14 protein-coding genes and 1 riboswitch are annotated in these 23,989 nt (G+C 35.9%); of the genes, 6 read left to right on the forward strand and 8 right to left on the reverse strand.

The features are described from left to right. Window positions 1-44: 44 nt before the first annotated feature. From AC106K_RS15570 to AC106K_RS15585, 4 genes are all read left to right on the forward strand, one after another. Window positions 45-6,734 carry an RHS repeat-associated core domain-containing protein gene (locus tag AC106K_RS15570; RefSeq protein ID WP_482446398.1) on the forward strand — a complete coding sequence of 2,230 codons (6,690 nt, stop codon included), beginning with the start codon at window positions 45-47 and terminating at the stop codon, window positions 6,732-6,734. Further along, complete coding sequence (locus tag AC106K_RS15575; RefSeq protein ID WP_482446399.1) at window positions 6,724-6,984, forward strand: CPCC family cysteine-rich protein; 261 nt, start codon at window positions 6,724-6,726, stop codon at window positions 6,982-6,984. Before AC106K_RS15570 ends, AC106K_RS15575 begins: the two co-directional genes overlap by 11 nt. 118 nt (window positions 6,985-7,102) lie before the next feature. Beyond that, window positions 7,103-7,693 carry a polymorphic toxin type 44 domain-containing protein gene (locus tag AC106K_RS15580; RefSeq protein ID WP_482446400.1) on the forward strand — a complete coding sequence of 197 codons (591 nt, stop codon included), beginning with the start codon at window positions 7,103-7,105 and terminating at the stop codon, window positions 7,691-7,693. 774 nt (window positions 7,694-8,467) lie between these two features. Beyond that, window positions 8,468-8,773: a hypothetical protein gene (locus AC106K_RS15585; RefSeq protein WP_482446401.1), complete on the forward strand. Its 306-nt coding sequence runs from the start codon at window positions 8,468-8,470 to the stop codon at window positions 8,771-8,773. A gap of 242 nt (window positions 8,774-9,015) precedes the next feature. On the opposite strand, the gene AC106K_RS15590 is transcribed toward AC106K_RS15585, so the two are convergent. Beyond that, window positions 9,016-10,509, reverse strand: coding sequence for a RagB/SusD family nutrient uptake outer membrane protein (locus AC106K_RS15590; protein ID WP_482446402.1), 1,494 nt, complete (start codon window positions 10,507-10,509; stop codon window positions 9,016-9,018). A gap of 18 nt (window positions 10,510-10,527) precedes the next feature. After that, window positions 10,528-13,461: a SusC/RagA family TonB-linked outer membrane protein gene (locus AC106K_RS15595; RefSeq protein WP_482446403.1), complete on the reverse strand. Its 2,934-nt coding sequence runs from the start codon at window positions 13,459-13,461 to the stop codon at window positions 10,528-10,530. Between the two features lie 83 nt (window positions 13,462-13,544). Continuing rightward, a riboswitch (SAM riboswitch) is annotated at window positions 13,545-13,641 on the reverse strand. Between the two features lie 244 nt (window positions 13,642-13,885). Between AC106K_RS15595 and AC106K_RS15600 the strand changes: the two genes are divergently transcribed. Then, entirely contained in the window at window positions 13,886-14,293 is a 408-nt protein-coding gene (locus tag AC106K_RS15600; protein ID WP_482446404.1) for a type II 3-dehydroquinate dehydratase, read from the forward strand. A 12-nt stretch (window positions 14,294-14,305) separates the two neighbouring features. Beyond that, a complete protein-coding gene (locus AC106K_RS15605; protein ID WP_482446405.1) occupies window positions 14,306-14,749 on the forward strand; it encodes a hypothetical protein in 444 nt (147 codons plus the stop codon). A gap of 54 nt (window positions 14,750-14,803) precedes the next feature. Here the strand turns inward: AC106K_RS15605 and pckA are convergent, their stop codons facing one another. The 6 genes from pckA to AC106K_RS15635 all read right to left on the reverse strand — a co-directional run bounded on the left by pckA (window position 14,804) and on the right by AC106K_RS15635 (window position 23,937). Continuing rightward, window positions 14,804-16,420: a phosphoenolpyruvate carboxykinase (ATP) gene (gene pckA / locus AC106K_RS15610; RefSeq protein ID WP_482446406.1), complete on the reverse strand. Its 1,617-nt coding sequence runs from the start codon at window positions 16,418-16,420 to the stop codon at window positions 14,804-14,806. Between the two features lie 127 nt (window positions 16,421-16,547). Beyond that, complete coding sequence (locus AC106K_RS15615) at window positions 16,548-17,453, reverse strand: GYDIA family GHMP kinase (RefSeq protein WP_482446407.1); 906 nt, start codon at window positions 17,451-17,453, stop codon at window positions 16,548-16,550. 12 nt (window positions 17,454-17,465) lie between these two features. Further along, entirely contained in the window at window positions 17,466-18,341 is an 876-nt protein-coding gene (gene fabD, locus AC106K_RS15620) for an ACP S-malonyltransferase (protein WP_482446408.1), read from the reverse strand. 70 nt (window positions 18,342-18,411) lie between these two features. Continuing rightward, the gene (locus tag AC106K_RS15625) at window positions 18,412-20,358 is read right to left on the reverse strand and encodes a LysM peptidoglycan-binding domain-containing protein (RefSeq protein WP_482446409.1); all 1,947 of its coding nucleotides are present in this window, start codon (window positions 20,356-20,358) and stop codon (window positions 18,412-18,414) included. Between the two features lie 38 nt (window positions 20,359-20,396). Next, a complete protein-coding gene (bshC, locus tag AC106K_RS15630) occupies window positions 20,397-21,983 on the reverse strand; it encodes a bacillithiol biosynthesis cysteine-adding enzyme BshC (RefSeq protein WP_482446410.1) in 1,587 nt (528 codons plus the stop codon). 13 nt (window positions 21,984-21,996) lie between these two features. Beyond that, the gene (locus AC106K_RS15635) at window positions 21,997-23,937 is read right to left on the reverse strand and encodes a putative porin (protein WP_482446411.1); all 1,941 of its coding nucleotides are present in this window, start codon (window positions 23,935-23,937) and stop codon (window positions 21,997-21,999) included. Window positions 23,938-23,989 lie beyond the last annotated feature (52 nt).

The raw sequence follows: 23,989 nt of genomic DNA on the forward strand, positions 1-23,989 counted from the left end.
GCCCTTTCACATTATTCACCAATCATAACTTATTATACACAAATATGAAAACTCTGATATCAATTATACTCTCATTGTGTTCAGTTTTAAGCTTTTCACAAACTATACTTTACCAGACAGAAAGTATATCACGAACAGTTCAAGATCCGCACTCTGTGATTCTTGCGCAGGGGTTTTATGCTAGAGCAGAAATTTCCAATCCCTTCATAGCAAAAATAGGACCTACGACGGAAAACCCAGGAGGAGGTCCTATAGATTCAAATGCAGGAACGAATAACCCATCGGGAACTACAACTCCTCAAGGGCAAAGTTTTCATGATACAAAGGGCAATATAGATGTTACCGGAGCTGGCCAGCTACAATTTACATTGCCGATCGCATTACCTCCAGGCGTAAAATCATTAGCCCCACAAATTAACCTTGTTTATACAAGCGGTTCCGGAAACGGGATTGCGGGATATGGATGGAATTTATCAGGAATTAGTTCAATTTCAAGAGTAGGAAAGAACATTGAAAAAGATGGAGACGTAACAGGAGTTCAATTAGACTTTTCTGATTATTATACCTTTAATGGGCAAAGGCTGATACTGAAATCTGGTGAATATGGGAAGGATGGTGCAGAATATGCTACTGAAAAATATTCTAATGTAAAGATAAAATCTGTAGGTAATAATCAAAATATTTCTGGACCTGATTATTGGGAAATTACTTTTGAAGATGGTTCTCAGGCTATATATGAAAAAACATTTACTAATACTTCTAACGGATTTGGAATTCCGACACTAGAATACAATATTACGAAATGGAAAGATATTCAAGGGAATTATATATCATATGCTTATGATTATACTATGCTTTCAGGTTTTAGAGGTGTAGATGGTGGTGTATCAAGAATTTCTTCTATTTATTGGGGAGGGAATGAGAAACTTAATAAATCTCACTATAATAAAATTGATTTTTCTTATAAAGACAGAGACTTAACAGAACAGTCTTATGCACAGAATCTAAGATTTACCCAAGATAAGATTTTATCGGAAATTAAAGTAAGTTCAAGCGGAGCCCAATTTAAAAGATATGCTATAGAATATCGCAACAATAGCACAAAATACCTGTTTATTAATAAAATAATAGAATATAATTCAAAAGATGAAAGTGCTAATCCGATAATTTTTGAAAATGAATCGGATCCTCAGGTTACAAATACTTTCAGGCAAGATAATAGATTTGATGATATTTATGAGGCTAAAGTTTCCGGGGATTTTAATGGAGACGGGAAACTTGATTTTATTAAAGGAAATACTTTAATGCTTGGGAGATTAGACGGTACAGGGAGTTTTTACACCATTAATTATGAGGGTGATTTGCTTAATGCAGTCTCTTATATTGAAAATGGAATACTCAATACTCAACAACATCTTGTAACAAGTAAAGTAGAATATTTAAATAAGACTTTAAAATTACAATTTAGTGGTTTTGATGCTACAGGAAGTTTTGTAAATAAGCAAACTCTTTCTTATGACCTTTCAACAATTATACCTGGTCTCTCAAGTTCAAGTTGCAGTAATCCTTGGGGTCAGTTTAACTATCCACCAATAATAACTCTTTCTTCAAAAGAAGGTGATTTCAACGGAGATGGTATATCCGATTTGTTAATCAATGTAAAAAGAAGAATCAGATGTCCTCGTGGGATGGATGTCACCTGGCTGACAAATTTATATATAGATTATAAAAACGGGGTTATAAAGAAGTTGGATGAAAATAAAACACTTGATTTAATCTCAGTTTCGGATTTTAATGGAGATGGAAAATCGGATTTATTGAGAATAGAGAATAATGAACTGAATGTTTATTCATTAAACACTCAAAATGAGTTTACAAAATTTTTTTCTACATCAAAAGAATCTTTTAACAATATACTTTATTTAGGAGATTTTAACGGAGATGGCAAAACAGATATAATAGCCCCCATAGCAGAAGACTCATCAGATTGGAGAATGTATATTTCTACGGGGACTGCTTTTAAAAAAGAATATTATTCCAACCTATATTTATACAAGCCAGATTATACAGGATCAGGAACAAAATACAGAAATACAGTAAGAACATATGCTACTCCCGACTTAAATAAAGACGGTAAAAGTGATTTTATTATTTTCGAGTCTCAAAAATGGTTTAGAGACTGGGCTGTTAATAACCCGGATTCCAGCTATGGGTTCAATTATCTAAGAAATGATGGAGCAGATGCCAATGGAAAACCAATTTTTACAAACGTATATAATATTGCCCCAAAAGAGCTTGATTGGGATGGAGAAGATTTAAATTATTCAATGTATGGAGAACACTATATTCCCTTATTTGGTTCATTCCGGATAGCCCAGCTCAATACAGAATTTGCCATTGTTCACAAAACTAAATTAATTACGTGGGATTTGGGAAGCAAGTTGAATGTAGTTTCCAAAATAAAAACAATTACTCAGGGAGGTCTTAAAACAGATATTGAATACTCAAGTTTAATAAGTAATGGAGATATTTATACTTCTTACTTCAATACCAATCCTGTACCTTATCCTTATGTAAATATTACAAAAAATATTAATTATAATGTTGTTTCCAGAATTATTCAAGAGGAAAGAAAGCAGGAATTCAGATACAGAGATCTGATTGGTCATTTACATGGTAAAGGGACAATTGGCTTCAGACAAACAGCCAAATCAACATTCTTTGCCAGTGGTTTTGAGAACACAAAAATATGGAGTGGTTCCGAAATAAATCCTGCTAATGAAGGATTACCTTATAAAGATTGGTCTGTAAGAACCACGGACGAAACGAAAATATTTCCGAATGATATTTCATTAGATAATGCTCAGTTATTGTCATTTAAACAATATGATTACAAAACAGATAAGCTTATCAATGGGAATGTAGTGACAACGGTTTCAGATACAGATAAACCTAAGCTTGTTCTTGCAATCAACCCATATATTACCACATCTAAAGATTTTTTAAAAAATATAAAGACTGTCCATACTGTTGAAGAATATGATAATTTATATCTTCCTAAAAAATCTGTAACAAACGTCAACGATGGTTTTTCCATTAAAAGGTCAGAATTAGAATATTATCCACCCAATATTACTCCGGGAAACAACTATAGCATTGGGAAGCCAAAAATCAAAACTGATATTGTACAAGCTTATGGTGATACCAAATCGGTTAAAGAAGAATATATATATCAAGATAATCTGCTTAAGAGCTTTAAAACATGGAACAGGGATAATACAGGTTATTTGCAGGAGATCTATGAATATGATGGTTTTGGAAATATTATCCAAAAAGTAACAGGCAATAGTGTAGATTCCCAAACACAAACCTTAAAGACTGAATATGATTCAAAAGGAAGGTTTGCAATCAAGAAAACGGATAATTTAGGCTTGGAAACTTATATTATCTATAATGATCAGGGGCAAATCGAAAAGCAGACAGATCCTCTGGGAAATACTCTTAGCAATACTTATGATAGTTGGGGTAAGCTCCTTACTTCTAAGACCAATCTATCAGGCACAACCACCTATCAGTATGAAAGGGATAATAACTCTAACATAATTGTAACCCAATATGATTCCGATGGTGATGTGTCCAGAAGGTTCACTAATAGATTTGGGCAGGAATATAAAACATCTACCAAAGCATTTGGGCAAGCGCAATTTGTTTCTCAGGATACATGGTATGATGTATTGGGTAGAAAAACATTCGAAAGTGAGCCTTACTTTGAGGGTCAAAATCCAAGCTTGTGGAATGCACTGAAATATGATGACACGGTGTTTCCTGCTAAAATAACATCTATATCACTTGTTAATTCATTTAACTTGGGAGGAACAATACATTCCTTTCTTGGTAAAAAAACAGATACTAATATTGCGGGTTTAACAACAACTGTTAAGGAAGTTAACGGTTATCAGAGGACAAATTCTAAAACAGTAGATGCACTAGGAAATATAGCATCAACTACGGATAAGGGGGGAACAATTCAGTTCTTCTACAATGCAGCCGGAGAACAAATTAAAGCCCAATATGCCGAAAATATTGTCACAACCAAATATGATTCATGGGGAAGAAAATCAGAGTTTAACGATCCTTCCAATGGATTGTATAAATATGAATATGATGGTTTTGGCCAGCCTAAGAAGGTTATCAGTCCGAAAGGAACAAAGGAATACACGTATAATAATCTGGGACAGCTGATCTCTCAAAAAGAACTTTCTACTACTGACGGTGGACAGACAACCAACAAAACGATTTCTTTTACTTATGACAATAAAGGAAGAGTTATTACCAAATCAGGAACTTCCAAAGGGCAGCCCTATAGTAATACTATTTCCTATGATCCACAGGGCAGATTATTATCATCATCTGAAAATAGCAATGGAAAATATTTTATTCAGAAAGGGATTACTTATGATGATAAAGCAAGGGTAATATTCTATGAAAAACAACTGTATTCTTCCGGTACTTTAACCAAAGTACAAATAGAAAATGTGTATAATGCCTGGAATGGTGAACTTAGCCAGGTGAAGGATAAAAATTCAGGAAAAATTCTGTGGGAGCTTAAAGAGACCAATGCCAGAGGTCAGGTATTGAAAGCCAAATTAGGAGCAGCAGATATTAATAACACTTATGACACGAGTGGTTTCTTAACTAATGTAAGCCATTCTTCACAAGTAAAACCAAGTATCCTGCAACTCTCTTATTCTTTTGACGGGATTAAAAATGAGTTAAAGAGCAGAACAACCGGAGGTGATTTCAATATTGTAGAATCATTTGATTATGATGATAACAATAGGCTTGTCAATTGGACTAATCCAGTAACAGGAGTTAAAATACAGTATGCAACCCGTAACATTTATGATGCAAAAGGAAGAATTCTGGAAAATGATCAGGTAGGAAAGATTAAGTTTGAAAATTCCTCAAAAATCTACCAGCCAACTGGCATGACATTAAACGCAGCCGGAATCCAGAATTACAACAATGATCTGATCCAAAGCATTACGTATAACGAAAATAATGATCCGGTATTTATTGGTGGAGAAAAGGGAGATGTTGCTTTTCAGTATGGCTTGGCAGCCATGAGACAAAAGGTTACCTACGGAGGTAACTTCAGTACAGATGGAGAAGGAAAATTCACCAAATACTACAGTGAAGATGGAAGCTATGACATAGTAAAAGACAATATAAGTGGAAAAGAAAAGCATATCATTTATATTGGAGGAACACCTTATGAAAGTAATATTGTATATTTAAAAAACTTTACAGAGAGCAGTGGTTCTTACAAGTTTTTACATAAAGATTATATTGGAAGCATCTTAGCCATCAGTGATGAAGCCGGAAACAAATTAGAACAAAGACATTTTGATGCTTGGGGCAATTTTACCCATATTCAAATAGGAAATGGAGCTATCATAACAGATAAAAATATTATTGATAATGCTTCGTTATTAGTAGAAAGGGGCTATACAAGTCATGAACATTTTGCAGAAGTGGGAATTATCCACATGAATGGTAGATTGTATGATCCTTTATTAAGAAGATTCTTAAATGCAGACGAAAATATCCAGGATCCTACCAATACTCAGAACTACAATAAGTATGGATACGTTCTGAACAACCCGATGATGTATAACGACCCGAGTGGGGAGTTTATCTGGTGGTTGCCCTTAGCTGTAGCTGTAGTTTCAGAAGGAATTAATATGTATGTTACCCAAACACCGTTTAGTTTCGGTCGGTTTTACATGGGACTCATTACCTCATATGTTAGCTCTTCGGTAGCTTCAGGAATTGGAGCCGTATTTCAGGTTGGTGGAGCTATTGCTAATTCACTGGGAAGTACCTGGACCATTGTAGCACAAGCAGGAGCACACGCCATTACTCAGGGAACTCTCTCCTATATTCAGGGAGGCAACTTCTGGAGTGGCGCATTAAGCGGAACTTTTGCCAGTGTATCAAATGATTTATTGGGATTGGCAGTAGAAAATGTTGGTGAAAACAGTATCTTAAGAAGCGACGGCTTTGCTTTGTTTAATGGAGCTGTAAGTGGTGGTGTTGGTTCTGTTCTTGGTGGTGGTAACTTCTGGATGGGTGCAGGACAGGGATTGATAGTAACTGCTTTTAACTTCCTTGCACATAAAGAAACTACTGTTGTAGAAGAAAATAATACTGACGGAGAATGTCCTACTTGTCCTAAAAATGCTAAAAATGGAGATATGTATACAGAGCGTGGTCCTGCAATCTGGGAAAAAGAATTTTGGACTTGGGATAATCTTAGTGCCGATAGAAAAATTTATACTTACTTCGGAGGAGAATGGACTGAAATGAAATTTATCACAGGTACCTTTCCATTAGGAGGTCCAGCAGGTGGTGCCAGTGGGTTGAAAAGTTTACCAGATGCATTTAATAGGTTTGCAAAATTTACTAAACATTTTTCAAAACACGCAAAGGATTGGTCAAGTTGGGGGGCTATTTCCAAAGCTGCTTATTATAACAGAGCTGTAAAATTAGCTGACAGTAATATTGGAGGGAAAGTTGTAGGCTTTGTATCAAAGCAAGGATGGACATTTAAATATAATAAAGCTACAGGAGAGTTTCTAACAATACATCCTAAAGGCTATATTGAAACTTTTTTTCGTCCTAAAGGAGGTATGGATTATTATTTAAAACAAGTACAATTATATGGATACTAACAAATATGGGAAATTTCCGTGCCCTTGTTGCGGATATTATACTCTTAAGTACAAAGCTGATAATACATTTCAAATATGTCCAGTTTGTTATTGGGAAGATGATGGTATTCAGCTTCATGATATCGACTATAATGGCGGAGCAAATACTGTAAGTTTAAGAGAAGCAAAAATTAATTTTGAAAAATTCGGAGTAATAGAAAAGCAATTTATAGAATTTGTTCGACCTCCTCTACAAGATGAAAAAAGTTGATAAACAACTGTATATCTGCCTCAAGTTTGAGGCAGACTTTATTCAAAAGAATTATTCTTTTTGAATAAAATATTTTGAATCAATATTATTTTGGCTACTACAAAGTGATAGTTTTAGCTTGTTTAATGGTGCTGTAAGTGGTGTTGGTTCTATATTAGGAGGAGGTAACTTCTGGATGGGAGCAGGACAAGGATTGATAGTAACTGCTTTTAATTATCTGGGGCATAGAATAGATAATTATAAAAGAGATTTAACAAAAGAATTTAATGAACAATTAAAACGTACCAAAGATTTTTTTACATCAAGAAAACGGTACTATGATAATAAAATGAAAGCTTTGGCAGACAAAGGAGCAAGACCTGAAGTTTATATGGCAATAGCCCAAGATCAAATTATGGAGTTTTACAGATTAGTAAAAACAGGTAGCCCATATGATATAAAAAATGACCCTAAATCATTATTTAGTAATGCTCAACTAGGAAAAGATGTAGCCATCTATAATGGCGAAGTTTTTCGAGTAGACGATTTTGGAAATTATAATTTTGGTGTTGCCGCAAAAGCTTATGGCTATTCTTTAGATTTCTCACAGAAAGGAGCTGGTTTATATCAAATTTATAGTGGAACCTCCAATATAGGATGGATTTCATCTTATTTTGATGATCCTAGAGATTATACGATGATAGCAAAGGGATATAGACATTTTAAATAATTTTTTATGAAAATAAATTGGTCAATGTTAATTTTAATAAGTTGTATGATAGTTTCCTTTTTTTCTTGTAGTACTACTTTTGATAAAATATTAATACCTGCTAATAAAATTGAAGAGGTCAAAAGTTCTATGAAATTTGTACAAGAAATTCTATATAAGTCAAAGTTTGATACACTATCAATTAAGCAATCTATGATACAAAATAAAGTAGAAACAGAATTATTATATAATAAAAATTTGAAAAAAGATTCACTTTTAATGGAAATTAATAAAAATTTTACGATCGATAACTATTTTCCATTTCATAAAAAATTTATCTACGGACATAATTGGTTTTATTATATTAAATGAAAGAGTTATAGGGAAAGATTTTAATGAGTTTAAAAAAAATGTTATCAAGTGTAAAGAATTTAAATATTTCACATTACAAGAGAAGGAAAAATTTATTAAAAGTATAATGGTTTTAATGGAAAATAATATATGGAGTTGTGTGGAAGATTATGGACCCGATAAAAATGAGTTTTATTTTGAATACTCAAAAGACGATTTATATGAAAGTCAAAGTAAATCCCGATATTTATATTTAGAGAAATTCATTCAAAATACTCCTAGGTTTACTAATCAGTATATACTATTGGATAAGAAGAACGGATTGTATTTATATAAAAAAACAGTAAATTAAGAAGCGACGGCTTTGCTTTCTTTAATGGAGCTGTAAGTGGTGGTGGTTCTGTACTAGGAGGAGGTAATTTCTGGATAGGAGCAGGACAAGGGTTGATAGTAACTGCTTTTAACTTCCTTGCACATAAAGAAACTACTGTTATTGAAGATAGCAATAGCCCTTACAATGGATATGATAAAAACGGTAAGAAGATCAATAATAACGGAGGAGATACCACGGATTATAAATATGATGATAATGGAAATGTAATTTCTTCTACTTCAGTAAAAATAACTAACTCTCAAGGTGGAGAGCTTTCGTTTTCGTTTGAAGGATATGGTTTTAGACATTACACTCAAGGAACAGGTGGTACTTTATATGATCCAAGGGTAAACTTCCCTGTTTTTCAGACAAATTAAAATTATCAAATTTAACTGTAAAACCTGCGGTGAAATCATAGATAATAATATTATGATCACATATGATAATTTTAACGATAAAGACAAATTAAGCACAGTAAAGATTGGCTTCGTGGATAGCAATAAAAAGAAGAAAGCATTATATTCATCAAAAAAATAACAGGTGTTTCTTCAAACAATTCAAAAAAAGCCACCGCAAAAGCAGTGGCTAAAAAAATCAAATCTAATTATTGGACTGTATATTATAAATTCGGGTTATTCTCAGATTCTCTCTGTGGAATACTGAATAAATAGTAATTGCTGTTCGGTACGAAAGCAGTCTGATTAGGTAACGAAAAGACAGAATGACCTTTCCCGTCAACCGTTTTCACTGTTCCTTCCGGAGTGGTAACCTGAACCTGAATTGGTTTTCCCGCAGCATCTACGTAAGGGTTTCTCACTACACTTCCCTGAGTTCTGATAATATCTGAAAGAGAGAATCCTTCTCCGAACAGTTCTTTTCTTCTTTCAATCAGGACTTCTTTCACTACCTCACTCTGTGCCAGTGAACCTGTATACACATTGGCTTTCCTTGCTGCTTTTAACTGGTTTAAAACAGTAACCGCCTGAGATGTATTTCCATTTCTTGCCTCAGCCTCAGCTTCGATCAGATACATTTCTGCAGCTCTCATATAAACAATATCGGCAATAAGAGTAGGCTTAAATTTAAATTTTGCATATCTCAGCAACCCTTCTCTTCCTTTCTGCCCATCCCATGAAAATAACTGGTATCTGACATCATTGGTATCAAACAAATCTTTAAAATAAGGGTCTGCCATAAAGCTATAATAATAACTTCCTGAAGAAGACACATCCAGATAGTGGAAGGCATAGCTCGCATCAGACTGTTCCTGAGTCTGCTTGTGGCCCCAGATCCATTCTGCATTCTCTATATCATTAAACCCTTCTTTATATTTTTCAGGAGCCATGAAAGCAAATCCTTCTCTTGCAATTCTGGCAGAAGCTGCTGCCTTACTCCACTCACCGGTATTCAGGTAAGTTCTGGCCAGAATTCCGTTGACAACATTTCTATTGATCTTATCTTTATTGTTTCTTGAATAGCCTTTCAACAGGTTGTCTGCATCCGTAAGATCACTTTTAATTAAAGTATAGATTTCTTCCAGACTCGCTTTCTTTTTTCCCGGTGTATTTATTGTAGAGGGTTCCGTATAGATAGGAGCCGTCAACGCTGATTTATCTTTTAAATAGCTGAACTGATAAAAGCTGGCAATATTCAGATAACAGAAAGCACGTAAGGCTTTAGCCTGTCCTTTCACCTGATCTTTTTTCGCCTGACTTCCTTCTGTACCGTCGATTTTTGCAATAACATTGTTCATGTTATTGATTGTAGAATACAGCATTGTCCAGATAAACAACGGTCTTCCAGCCGTAGTATTGACCATTTCTGTAAAGTCATAGGTCGATGAAAATCCATACTTGTTTCTGATAACTGCGACATCACTTCCCATAGCATCACTGGCTCTCAGCACCGTTGAGTAGCCGATATTAGCATAAGTTGTTCCGTCATTATTGAATTTTGCCCAGGTTCCGTTGATTACGGTTTCTGCACTTTCAGCTGTTTTGAAGACTTCTTCACTATTTGCCTGATCCGTTGGAGCTGTTGTCAAATCATTTTCACAGCTTGTCAGCGACCATAATCCGAGGAGAGCAAAAGATAAATATTTTAAATTTTTCATTGTTTCAATTTTAAAAGGTTAAAGAGTCGCCTGAAGACCAAAAGTGATGGTTCTCATTGCCGGATACCTGAAATAAGTGGTTCCATCCAATGCCTGTTCAGGATCCATCCCTTTATGTTTGTAGAAGGTCAATAGGTTTTCTGCCTGGACATAAATTCTGAATTTCTTCAGCCCTATCTTTTCAAAGTAATCCGAAGGCAATGTATACCCTAAGCTTACATTCTTAAGCCTTGCATAGGTTCCTGAATATAAAAATCTTGAAGACGTTGAAGTCCAGTTGTTGGTTGTCGTACTCAATCCCGGAACATCTGTATTAGGATTATCAGGTGTCCATCTGTTCAGAATTTCCGTTCCCCATGAACGTCCGCCAGAGCTTCCGTTATGCAGAAGCGAAGTATAATCTCCATCCAGGATTTTTCCTCCGATCTTAAAGGTCAGCAATGCTGAGAAATCAAAGTTTTTATAATTAAGGCTGGTACTGATCGCTCCTGTAAGCTTCGGTAATGCTGATCCCTGTATTATTTTTGTTGCTTTAGAATATTCTGAAGTTGTTCCTACCACCTCATTTCCGTTAGCATCTTTAGAAATAGTTTTCCACAATGGCTTTCCGTTGCTTGGATCTACTCCTGCCCATTCCTGAATAAAGAAATCATATACAGAACCTCCTTCTCTCAGCTGCTTGGTTCCTACAACAAGCGGTCCTCCGGGCAGTTTGGTAATCTTATTATTTAAAGTACTCAGGTTAACATCTACATTCCATTGGAAATCTTCATTTTTGATGGGAGTTGTGAAAAGTGAAAATTCAAAACCGGTATTCTGTATTGTTCCTACATTCGCCGGATAATCACTGATCCCCAAAGAGGGAGCAACGGGAACATTGAAAAGAAGATCCTGGCTCTTTCTTTTAAAATATTCAATATTACCTTTAATTCTATTGTTCAGAATAGCAAACTCCAACCCTACATTCAGGTTAAGATTCGTTTCCCACTTAAGATTATTTGTTGCCGCTTTTTCCAGCGTTGTCCCTGCTTCCCCACCAAGAGTCAGTATTCTGTACAATTCCTGATAACCATAGTAAAGGGGTTGTCCGTTTGGACGCAGTAATTTATCATTCCCCTGTCCTCCGTAACTTGCACGTAGTGTCAACTGATTGAAAACATTGAGGTTTTGAATAAATTCTTCATTTGAAATCTTCCATGATCCTCCTACAGACCAGAATTTCCCCCATCTGTTGTCTGGATCAAATCTTGAAGACGCATCTGCTCTTCCTGAAGCTGAAAGGAAATAGGTATTGTTGAAGTCATACTCCACTTTCCCCAGGTAACTCAGCAAACTCAGTTTGTTACTGTAGCCTCCAAAGTTGACCAATAAAGAAGCTGCATCAGGCTCATAATAATAAGGCAGGGAGAAACCGCTTCTTGATCCTGAAATAGTCTGATAATCGTATTTATAGAATTCCTGTCCTGCTAAAACATTAATGTGATGCTTCCCAAACTTTTTATCATAGGTAAGAATATTACTTGTTGTGTAAGAAAGCGTTCTTGTATTGGATTTCGTCACAGAACCGCCAATTTCAGATCCTTGTCCCAAAAGCGGATTGGAATAGAAATGTCCGTTATAGTTCACAAGGTCAACAGAAAAGCTTGTTTTGAATTTCAACTCCGGCAAGAAAGTAAATTCCATAAATCCTTTTCCTGAGAAGTTATCTTCTTTGTTTTCATTTTTATCCAGTGGCAATGTTGCTGCCAGGTTCTGATTCTGAAGCGCACTTGTAGGTCTGTATTTTCCAAAGTCGAAAATTCTGTTTCCAGCAGCATCCAAAACATAGGAACCATCTGCATTTCTTTCATAATACGGATAAAATGAAGGAACTACTCTTGCTGCCTGAATAACGTTGCTTGCTTTGGAATCCGAAGAAGTAGGCGCCTGCTGAATACTGTTCGTATAGTTTAAATTCACTCCGACATTTAACCATTTCTTCACTTCAGAATTGATCTTCAATCGGGTATTATATCTTTTAAATCCTGATTCAATGGCCAGTCCTTTATCATCCAGATACCCAAGGGAGAAGAAATAGTTGCTTTTCTCGCTTCCACCGCTGATGTTAAAATCCACCTGATTTCTTGAAGCCATTCTTTGCAAAACATCCCTCCAGTCATCATTCCATAATGGAGTTGCTCCTGGTAATAATTTCCCGTCCGTTCCTACCGGTTTTGAATAACCTGATCCGTAAGGATTGATTCCAAGCATTGACACCAGATTATCAGATGCCATCTGTGCGGCTTGCTGAGAAGAGATTTTATCAGACTTATAACCGTTTCTCAACGCTTCCCAGTACAATTGAAAATACTGATCTGTATTTACCTGCTCATAGTCTTTTACCGCTCTTCCGGAAAATCCCTGGCTGATGTTAAGGTTTACTTTTGATTCTCCTTTCTTCCCTGACTTTGTTGTAATGATAATAATCCCGTTCGCACCTCTTGAACCATATAAAGCACTTGCCGTAGCATCTTTCAAAACACTGATCGATTCAATATCAGCAGGGCTTATCGCGTTAAGGTTTCCATCAAAAGGAATTCCGTCCACAACGTACAAAGGATCGCTGGACGCACTCACAGAGCCAATTCCTCTGATTCTGATCGTAGCAACAGCTCCGGGTTGTCCGGAAGAACTTGTGGTCTGAATTCCCGCTACCTGCCCTTCCAGTGCTTTGGTAATATTGGTAACAGGCCTGTCGTTGATTTTATCACTGGAAATGGTTGCTACAGAACCTGTATAACTGTTTCTTTTTGCCTTTCCATAGGCCACAACGACCACTTCATCGATCTCCTTTTCACGGAGTGTATCTTTTTTCGGTTTGGAAGTCTGTCCATTTACTCCTGCAATTCCCAGGAAGAATGCAGCAACTGGCGGAATCCAAACTTTAGAATTAAATAAATATTTATTAATCATAATCAATTTTGTTTATCAAATATTAAAATTTTGCCCTTTGCAGAAAAGTCAGCAAAGGGCATCGATAAATACGATAAACCAAATGCTTATTTTTCCTTTATAGGCTGAATGTAACACCTTACGCAACGCAGGTTGTTAAGACTTCACAGGGTCAGTTCCCTCCGTCTTTCTTTATAAGCCGATCGAAATTATGTTTGCAAAGCTATAAATATTTAGTCTACAAAACAAGTAGACTTATTTATTTTTACCTAATAATTTTTCAAAAATTAACGTAAATTTTATTAAAACCCGTTACAACAAAGCATTGTAAAAATTAACACTTTCGCAAACATGACAAATATCATTAAAAATACCACAATGAGTAAAAAGAAAACGAAGCAGGAATTTTTAATCATTAATTGAAAAAACTTTTTAATTTTATAGTATGAAAGTTTTGATTATAAACGGGCCTAATCTGAATCTTTTAGGCACCAGGGAACCGGAGATCTATGGAAATGTATCCATGGAAAGCTATTTGGAAATATTAAGTTCTGAGTTTCCGGCTCATGAATTAAACTATTACCAGTCTAATATTGAGGGAGAGCTTATCAACAGGCTTCAGGAAGATGACTTTGATGCGGTAGTGATCAATCCTGGGGCTTTCACCCATTACTCCTATGCGATCGCTGACTGTTTAAAGAATATTCGAAAATCTAAAGTAGAGGTTCACATCAGCAATATTTACAAAAGGGAAGAATTCCGACAGAAATCTGTAACAGCAGCCTGCACAGATGCTGTTTTATCCGGGTTTGGGATGGATGGCTACAGGCTTGCTATATTAAGTCTTAAGTAGTCAAGGCCTACCATGAAAATCAACGATAAAGTTTATTGTAATTCCATAGGGAATTATCGCAACCAACTAACGAAAAGAAAGTCATATACTATTGAGGAAATACATTCAGATTCCGGAAACCTGAGAATCTGTAATGATGAAAATAAATTGAAATGGTATTCAAAATTCTACTTCAGCCCCGAGCCAGAACCTGAAATCACTTTAATTCATATTGATGATGAAATAATGAATCCGGAATCTGATGATATAGAGGTGACCATTACATTCTCTAATAGTGATAGATATTGGCTCACTTTTACTACGCCGAAATATCTGGAAGATCGTCTTGAAACGGAGCCTTATTTTTCATCAAGTCATTTTCTGATTGTCAAAAATCTAAGTGAAGAGGTTATAAAAACTATCATTTACCAACTGGATGATCAAAATGAGTTGATCAGCAATTGCAAAAAATATTAAAAATAGAAAAGCCTCATCAGTGATGAGGCTTTTCTATATTGAAAAATAATCTTATTAGATTGTTTGTTCCTGTAATTGAGGTCCTGAAGGGATTAATCTCTTACCTTCTTCAGTATCGCAATATTGTTCGAAGTTTTTGATATATCTTGAAGCAAGATCTTTTGCTTTTTCTTCCCATTCTGAAGCATTTTCGTAAGTATCTCTAGGATCTAAAATACCTGTAGAAACGTTTGGAAGTTCAGTAGGAATTTCAAGGTTCATGATTGGAACCTGAACTTTAGGAGCGTTATCAATAGAACCGTCAATGATGGCATCGATAATTGCTCTTGTATCTTTTAGAGAAATTCTCTTACCGGTACCATTCCAACCTGTGTTTACTAAATATGCTTTAGCTCCGTGTTCTTTCATTTTTCCGATCAATGTTTTAGAGTACATTGTTGGGTGTAATGTAAGGAATGCTTCACCAAATGCCGGAGAGAAAGATGGCTGAGGTTCAGTAATTCCTCTTTCAGTTCCTGCTAATTTAGAAGTATAACCGCAAAGGAAGTGGTACTGAGCCTGATCTTCGTTCAGGATAGAAACCGGAGGAAGTACTCCGAATGCATCTGCTGAAAGATAAACGATCTTCTTCGCATGACCAGCCTTAGATGGTAATACAATTTTGTTGATATGATAGATTGGATAAGAAACTCTTGTATTTTCAGTGATAGATCCATCAGTATAATCTGCTACTCCATCGTGAATCACAACATTCTCAAGAAGTGCATCTCTCTTGATTGCTCTGAAAATGTCTGGTTCTTTTTCTTCTGAAAGGTCAATTACTTTAGCGTAGCATCCTCCTTCATAGTTGAATACTCCGTTGTTGTCCCAACCGTGCTCATCATCTCCGATAAGGTATCTTTTCGGATCTGCTGACAAAGTAGTTTTTCCTGTTCCTGAAAGACCAAAGAATAAAGCTACATCTCCTTTTTCACCTACGTTTGCAGAACAGTGCATAGAAGCCATCCCTTTTAATGGAAGGTAGTAGTTCATCATTGCAAACATCCCTTTCTTCATTTCACCTCCGTACCAAGTACCTCCGATGATCTGCAGTTTTTCAGTAAGGTTAAACATTACGAAGTTCTCGGAGTTTAATCCCTGAGCTTCCCAGTTAGGATTGGTTGTTTTAGAACCGTTGATTACTGTGAAATCTGGTTCTCCAAAGTTTTCCAGCTCATAGTGAGAAGGACGGATAAACATGTTGGTAACAAAATGCGCCTGCCATGCTACTTCCATGATAAATCTTACTTTAAGTCTTGTATCTGCATTTGTTCCACAGAAAGCATCTACAACATAAATTTTCTTAGCTTCGGAAAGCTGGTTCATCACTAGTTCTTTACAAGACCCGAAAATTTCCGGCGTAGTGGGTAAGTTTACTTTACCATCCCAGAAAATTGTATCTCTTGTAACATCATCCTGAACAATATATCTGTCTTTAGGTGAACGACCTGTGAAAATTCCTGTTTTTACTGATACCGCGCCCGATTCCGTAAGTTCCGCTTTCTCAAACCCCTGATTTTCAGGAGAAACTTCAGCCTGGTATAATTCTTCATAAGAAGGATTACACACTACTTCATAGTTTCCTTTAATCCCTAATTTCTCTAAATCCTGGATGATTTTAGTGTTTTTCATTTTACTTATATTTTCTATTTCTTTATTGACTTCAACAAAAATAATATTAATTATTTGTTAAAGGTGGTTTAAATATACTGATATAAGTCAGAATGACAAATAAAAAAACAGGATTGTAAATTATTGATTATAAATTAATTATATCTGACCATTCAAAAACAGTCGTAAAACCTTTCTCCCAAAAATAGTCTTTATAGTCCCCAAATTTGGCACTCATCACGAAATCTCCGCCCCATGCACCCAAACTTTTGACAAATACAGGGCAATCAGGGAATATTTTTTCTTTAACTGTAGGAATACCAAGAAAATCAGCAATTTTTCGTTCATGAATCATCATTAATTCGGAAAAATTTTCCAATTCATTGCATAACAAAATTTTCTTTGTGATATTCGAAAACTCATTGACCAATTCCGGTGACTTATTTTTCGACTTATAAAAATTGATTCCTTCTCTGCTATCCTGCTTCTGATTTAAATGAATAAAAATCAGTTCATTTTTAAAGGGAGGATTAAAGTCTACCTTTTCATATCTGATCTCAGGTTTACTCTGGAAAAGAACTGCAGATTTCTCTTTGGCAACGGCGATGTCATAGCCACTGCCTCCCAAACTAATGGTATTTAAGTGAAAAGGGTCAATTTCCGCCCATTCCGCAAGGTTATTCATCAGCGTAGAGCTGCTTCCAAGACCAAAGTCTGCGGGAAACTGAAGGTTTGTTTTTAAATGATAGGTAAAATCATTTCTGAATTGAGTGGTGGAAAGCTGCTGAACATTCTTTAAGGTCTTTAGTATAAATTCAGCGCTTGATGGAATATTGGTTTCAAGGATCTGCCAGTTTTTGTAATCGATGACAGCCTTTAACCAGGGTTTATTCTGATGGAGCGCTTCCCAAAGAATCAAAGACTGATGATCATCCTTTTCTTCAAAGAAAAACTCTTGTCCCAGCCTGGTAGGTACCGCTAAGACAAGAGCTCCATCGATCGCGAAATATTCTGAAGTAAGCATAAGCTTGCCCGGTGAAAAAATCGCTTTCATATATTTTTTTAATTAGATCGCTGATGTAGCGTCTACAGATCCGTCAATTTTTTTGATCAATCCCTGAAGGGTTTTTCCTGGGCCTACTTCTACGAAGTTTGATGCACCATCTTTAATCATATTCTGAACAGACTGTGTCCATTTTACAGGACCGGTAAGCTGAGCGATAAGGTTTTGCTTGATCTCATCAGGGTTGGTTACCGCTGTTGTTGTGATATTCTGATATACAGGAATCGTTGCTTTTCTGAATTTTGTTTTCTCGATTGCAGCAGCGAGTCTTTCCTGTGCAGGCTGCATCAAAGGTGAATGGAAAGCTCCGTTTACAGGTAATAATAATGCTCTTTTTGCTCCTGCTTCTTTCAGTTTTGCACATGCTTCTTCTACTGAAGCTGTTTCTCCTGAAATAACCAATTGCCCTGGGCAGTTATAGTTAGCCGGAACCACTATTCCACTGATCTGAGCACAAATTTCTTCTACTTTGGCATCTTCCAATCCTAAGATTGCGGCCATAGAACTTGGATTTGCATCACAAGCTTCCTGCATTGCCTTAGCTCTTTCTGATACCAGTTTCAAACCATCATCAAAAGATAAAACGCCATTCGCTACCAGTGCAGAAAATTCTCCTAAAGAGTGTCCTGCAACCATTTCAGCGCCAAGACCGTTTACAGCTTTTAATGCTGCTACTGAATGTATAAATATTGAAGGCTGGGTAACCTCTGTTTTTTTAAGATCCGCATCCTCTCCGTTGAACATAATGGAAAGAATATCGAAACCTAAAATTTCATTGGCAGATTCCATCAGATCTTTAATATCTTTTCTAGAATCATACAACTCTTTTCCCATTCCTACGAACTGAGAACCCTGCCCTGGAAATACAAGTGCTTTCATGTATTGAATTAAATATTATGCAAATATAACTATAATGTTAAGAATATTCTCTTAAACAGCTATAAATCATTTAAGGTACTAACCTGATTACTCTATACCCTGTATTGACGTAAGCTCCGTTAGCCTTTGATTTTACAAACTCAAATTTTGTAGCAAGCTGAGTCTGAACTTTATTCATCTGTTTAAAGATTTCTCCTTTTTTATTTTCTCTGGTCAACATGTCATTTACGACATCAAAACCTACAATAGCATATTTTGGTGGTGTCTTGCAATATTTGCTCTTATAAGCAGCCAGTATTTCTTTTTCAAAACTACCGTCAGTATTGATCTTTCTATCCATCAGATACACCAGACTTGCCTGGCTCAGCTCATCCACTTTCTTTTCGAAAATTGGGGAATAGAACATACTGAATGCCTTTACACCCTGTACTTCTTTGGATAAAGCGACCACTTTATTCGCAAAAGCATCACCCGCAGCATTATCATCATTGGCAAGAATGGCAATAACAGGAGCAGACTGCCCTGTCATCATATTCTGATCCAGCTGAATATCTGCTGCTGAATTGACGATGATCACTTCAGGATTTTTTACTGCTTTTTCAAGACCTGATTTGATATAGTTGGCATTTTCTTTCTTAGCATCTGCCACTACATAGATTTTCTGATTAGAATAAACCCCTTTTACCTCTTCGACGATTTTATCAGCGTAGGTTTGGTTGTTGGTTTCTACAATAATAAGATTGCTGTAATTATATAATTCCGGTGTGTTGGCAAATGGCGCTACTACCGGTATTTTTTGATTTTTAGTAAAGTCCAGAACATCAATCACATTCGACTTGAAGAACGGACCGATAATAAGGTCAGTGTTCTCAGGGTTAATCTGAGTAAGAGAATTTTTGAAAGAAGCTTCATTTCCTGAATCTACGATCTTAATATCCAATTTCTGCCCTCCCCTTGCATTTCTTTCAATAGCCAATTTTGCACCTGTCAGGAAGTCAAGAGCCATCCCTCTGTACTGGGTTTCGTTTGTGCTGTACCCGAACGGAAGCATTAAGATAACGCTCAATGCATCACCGTTTTTCTTTACGTAAGCTGCATCCTGTTTTTTTATCCTTAAAACCATTCCGGTTTTCAGTCCTTTTGAAAGGTCCGGATTAAGAGCGATAAGTTCGTCAATAGAAACTCCGAATTTATTCACAATGGAGAATACAGTATCTCCCTGTTGAACGGTATATGTTACGTAATCATCTCCTACCACAACATTGGATGCTGATGGAGATTTTTCATTCCCTGAATCCATTTTTGCTTTTGGATTTGCAGGTTCAGTAACGGTAACTGTATCTGTATTGGTATTTGTTCTTTTTATTTTAATAGACTCACCAGGTTTCAATCCTTTTTCTTCTAATCCGGGATTTAAAGCGAAAAGGTCCTGCTGGCTGATTCCGAACTGTTTTGTAATTCTGTAATAATTATCTTTAGCCTGAATGACGTAGTTTTCTCCTTCTGCCACTGGTGTAGCCGTTGCGGGCTTTTCAGCAGGAGTTTCCACAGGTTTAGCAGTTGCGATTACGGTTTGCTGGTCACCATATTTTTTAATGCTTGCAAGAGGTAATGTGATCTCGTCTCCGATTTTCATATGAGAATCCAATTCAGGATTCAGTTTTCTAAGATCGGTTTCAGAGATACGGTATTGTTTTGTAATTCCATAGATCGTCTGTTTAGGCTGTAAAACAATTTTACCTACTGCAGCTCCGGCAGTAGTATGCACTTTATCAGCTACCACAGGCTTAGTCACAACCGCAGTTGCAGCCTTATCAGATTTGATGGTTAAAACATCTCCAATAGCCAGTTTGCCATCTTTATGCTTTGGGTTTAGCTTCAGCAATTCATCTACAGTTATTCCATACTTTTTGGCAATATTGTAAGGGTTATCGCCTTGCACAACTGTATGTGATTTCTGGGCTGAAACTCCCAAAACCATACATAAACTGGATAGAATAAAAAACCTCTTTATCATATTCGATAATTATAATTTACAAAAATACTTCTTTAAAATTAAATGGCAACAATTATTAATTTGGAATCTTGAACCACCATCTCTTCCAAACAATTTTCAAGCCACGAATAGCCATAGTCTGAAAAGAATACACTAAAGTTATAGACTCTTTCCTGCCATGTTTTAGCAGGGTGAACGTCTAAAAACAGATTTTCAAGCCTTTCCAGCAATTCGTTCTGTTTTATTTTTTCAGCATGAAGCAGACGTTTCTTCATTCTTTTAAATGACTTCAGCTGTCTCACTTCTTCAGCTTTCACCATATTTCCGAAAGACTTTTCGGTAGTTTCTGCAGAAGCACGAAGTTCAGAAAAATTATTGATCAGTAAGTTTTCCTTTTCATCCAATAATTTTAAAATAGCATTATCTTCTAAAATTTTCTGATTGGTGATCACTGTGAAATTCTGGAAAAAATCTTCTATTGTAAGATCCAGTTTTTCAATTTTCCCTAATGTCTTTTCTTTCAGAAACAACATAGAATTTCTTGGGATAAGAATAGGAAAAGGGATATTAATTTCGGAAAAGTAATCTTTCAGTTCAAGCCAGTACATGATCTCAGCATTCCCACCAATATAAGCCAGATTGGGAAGCACATTTTCCTGATAGACCGGGCGCATTAATGCATTTGGACTGAATTTTTCAGGATGGTTTTCCAGTTCGGATAAAATCTCTTCTTCCGTAAACTGAATATTTTTATCTACTACGTTATATTTCTGACCATCGAATTCTATTCTGTCTCTCGTATCAGAGAGGTAGAACAAATTAATCTCACGTGGATTTACCTGAACCTTACCATACTTTTCAGTGAGAAGGTCTACTTTATTTTTAGAGTTTTTGTATAGACTGAAATCAAGCAGCTCATCCTTAAAGATCTCTTTCATCTGAGTTTTCAGTGCTCTGGAATCTCCATCCAGTATCAGAAGGCCAAACTCAGAGAAAAGGCGGTTGACAAGTATTTTGATTGCTTCAGTCAATGTATTCCCTGTCTTATATGCTTCCTTCATCATTAAGATCAGTTCGGTTCCGAAAATAGAATCTTTGAACTCTTTTTCAAATTCCGAAATAAAATAGGTATCACTGATCTCAATTCTTCCCACAGGGCCACCTGATTTTTCGTTGGTCTCGTAGTAATTGTTCTCGGTTTTAAAATGATTGATCTCAGCAAAATCATGATCTTCTGAGGCCATCCAATAAACGGGAACAAAATTAAAATCCGGGAAATATTCCTTCAGATAGGTACAGGTCTTGATTGTCTGTAGAATTTTATACACAAAGAAAACAGGCCCGGAAAAAAGATTCAGCTGATGTCCGGTTGTAATGGTAAATGTATTGGGAAGCTTAAGATCCTCAAGATTCTCTTTCTGCTTTGAAGAAAGCTTAAGGTTTGAAAGCTGTTCGCTCAATACATGATGCAAAACCTCTCTCTGCTCTGAAGTAAAAGACTCTTTTTTCAAATGAATCTGCTGGCTGAAATGCTCAACAGAAAATATTTTATTTTCAAAACCTTCAATTTTCTGATTCAAAAAATCTTTTACCAATTGAGGTATGCTTTCTATATCGTTGAATGATATTTTATTAATTGTTTTCAACCCTGTATCGTTTTTAGTTGAACAAATACCACACAATCCCGATGTTCAGTCTGAAATCATATACCGGATAATGTGGAAATGCGTATGCTTTGTTGTGGGAAATAAAAGTCCCTATCTGCTGCCCTTCTATGAAAAAGAACATCTTTTTCACTTTCATATTGATATAAAGGTCAGCAATTGGCTGTCCTCCGATGGAGAATGAATTTGCATTAGGAAGAATATATTCGTTAAGCACCGGGAAATAATCTCTTGATGCAAACTTAGAGAAGTAATATACTTTGATCCCTGCCTGAATTTCCGCTGCCTTTTTGAATGCCTGGGTCTGATAGAAGAAATTGGCTCTACCGATGAAACTTGGCAAAGGAAGTAATTCTTTGTTAGTTAATGTATTTTGGAAATGCAGTCTTGTATTCAAATGGAATTTGTTGAAACTGAACGTAGCGTCTCCTCCGATCTGAGAGATATTCACAGAATTATCGCTTTGTTTCGGGTTTCCATTGCTATCGAAATAGGTATAGTTATCGATTCTGAAATAATTGGCAAAAATTTCAGTTTTGAACCACTTCAGATTGATACTTCCGCCTACTTCCATCACCGACTGATTCTTAGCATTGTCCAGATAATAATTGAAATTGTTGTAAACAGAAGTATTCAACAGGTAGTTGAATGAAGGATAAGCACTTTGAAAGTTTACTTTAGCATTAACAAAATAATCTTTTATCGGCTCGAATTTCAAACTATTGGCGGTTCTCAGATAGCTTTTGAACTGACTTCCGTTTGAAAATTCTAAAAATGAATTCAACTGTATTTTATCCCAAAGTTTTACCTGCAGATTACCTACAGCTCCAATTCTGTTTTCTTTAAGCTCGCTTGGAAAAGGGACACCATTAAGAGTCACTACATCTCTTATTCCCAATTTGATCATCTGGTAACGTACCCCGGCATCCAGTTTGAATTTCTCATTATTGAAAATCAGACTTACGGTATTGCTGAAGTTTTCAGAATATTTTTTGGTTGTCAATGAAAATCCATTCACTAAATCAGTAGGTGCATCATACCAATACCCTTCTAATGCCCCCTGATTATAGTAATATTTATTTCCCTGATGAGAAATAGTATGTCTGATACTGAAAGGAAATTTCTCAGCGTTGAACGGTGTGAACTGATGACTCAGATAATATCTTCTGTAAGAATACTGAGAACTTGTTGAGGCAAGATTGACCTGAGCATTCTGTCTGTTTTTATAGTTACTATCCCCATTCTGAAACAGATTATCTTCTGTAATTCCCCCACTTTCTTGGTTATTTACGTTTTGATGAAGATAGTGGGCAAAAAGCTCATAGTTTCCACTTTTAGAAACATAATGTCCTGAAAATATAGTATTGTTATTGGCTGATAATGAGTTTCTGTAAAGACCCTGAGAGCGAAGCCCCATATATTCTAACGCAAAGTTGAATCGCTTCCCGATATTCTGGGTATAGGTAGAATTTAAAGCTGCTCCGTTTCGCATAGCATTATGATAGATAAACGTTGCCGTAGGTGTTTTTACATCATAATATTTTACATCATTGGCTCCAAGAATCATATAAGATTTATTGGATGGCAATAGAGATAAATTCTGCTCCGGGTTTACTTCAAATACTAAAGGATTGAATCCTGAACCGATATTGGCAGGCTGTACTCTTCCAAAATTATCACGATTGTTTTGCTGAGAAAAAATATAGGTTTTATCAAAAGTCATGACCGTATCAAAGACTTTCTTTTCTGAAAACTGAGTTTGATACTGGTAATCTTCAATAGTAGGTTTAAAAATTTTCAGGGAATCTTTTTTTCCGGAATCGATTACCAATGTATCTTCTTTTTTGATCGGCGGCTTCTTGGCATCTGCTTTATCAACGATCTGAGCCTGCGCTGCGAAACTAAAGAAGGAAAGTATGAAAAGGATGTACTTCATTATTCATTATTGTTCAGCAAAAATAAGAAATAATAGCAAATAAAAACCCCTG

It is taken from the genome of Chryseobacterium sp. FR048 (assembly GCF_056844665.1).

Bases quoted from the DNA above. Each gene is read 5' to 3' on its own strand.
- AC106K_RS15625 (WP_482446409.1), bottom strand. From the start codon at position 20,358: ATGATAAAGAGGTTTTTTATTCTATCCAGTTTATGTATGGTTTTGGGA.
- fabD (WP_482446408.1), bottom strand. From the start codon at position 18,341: ATGAAAGCACTTGTATTTCCAGGGCAGGGTTCTCAGTTCGTAGGAATG.
- AC106K_RS15615 (WP_482446407.1), bottom strand. From the start codon at position 17,453: ATGAAAGCGATTTTTTCACCGGGCAAGCTTATGCTTACTTCAGAATAT.
- AC106K_RS15605 (WP_482446405.1), top strand. From the start codon at position 14,306: ATGAAAATCAACGATAAAGTTTATTGTAATTCCATAGGGAATTATCGC.
- pckA (WP_482446406.1), bottom strand. From the start codon at position 16,420: ATGAAAAACACTAAAATCATCCAGGATTTAGAGAAATTAGGGATTAAA.
- AC106K_RS15575 (WP_482446399.1), top strand. From the start codon at position 6,724: ATGGATACTAACAAATATGGGAAATTTCCGTGCCCTTGTTGCGGATAT.
- AC106K_RS15590 (WP_482446402.1), bottom strand. From the start codon at position 10,509: ATGAAAAATTTAAAATATTTATCTTTTGCTCTCCTCGGATTATGGTCG.
- AC106K_RS15635 (WP_482446411.1), bottom strand. From the start codon at position 23,937: ATGAAGTACATCCTTTTCATACTTTCCTTCTTTAGTTTCGCAGCGCAG.
- AC106K_RS15570 (WP_482446398.1), top strand. From the start codon at position 45: ATGAAAACTCTGATATCAATTATACTCTCATTGTGTTCAGTTTTAAGC.
- AC106K_RS15595 (WP_482446403.1), bottom strand. From the start codon at position 13,461: ATGATTAATAAATATTTATTTAATTCTAAAGTTTGGATTCCGCCAGTT.
- AC106K_RS15600 (WP_482446404.1), top strand. From the start codon at position 13,886: ATGAAAGTTTTGATTATAAACGGGCCTAATCTGAATCTTTTAGGCACC.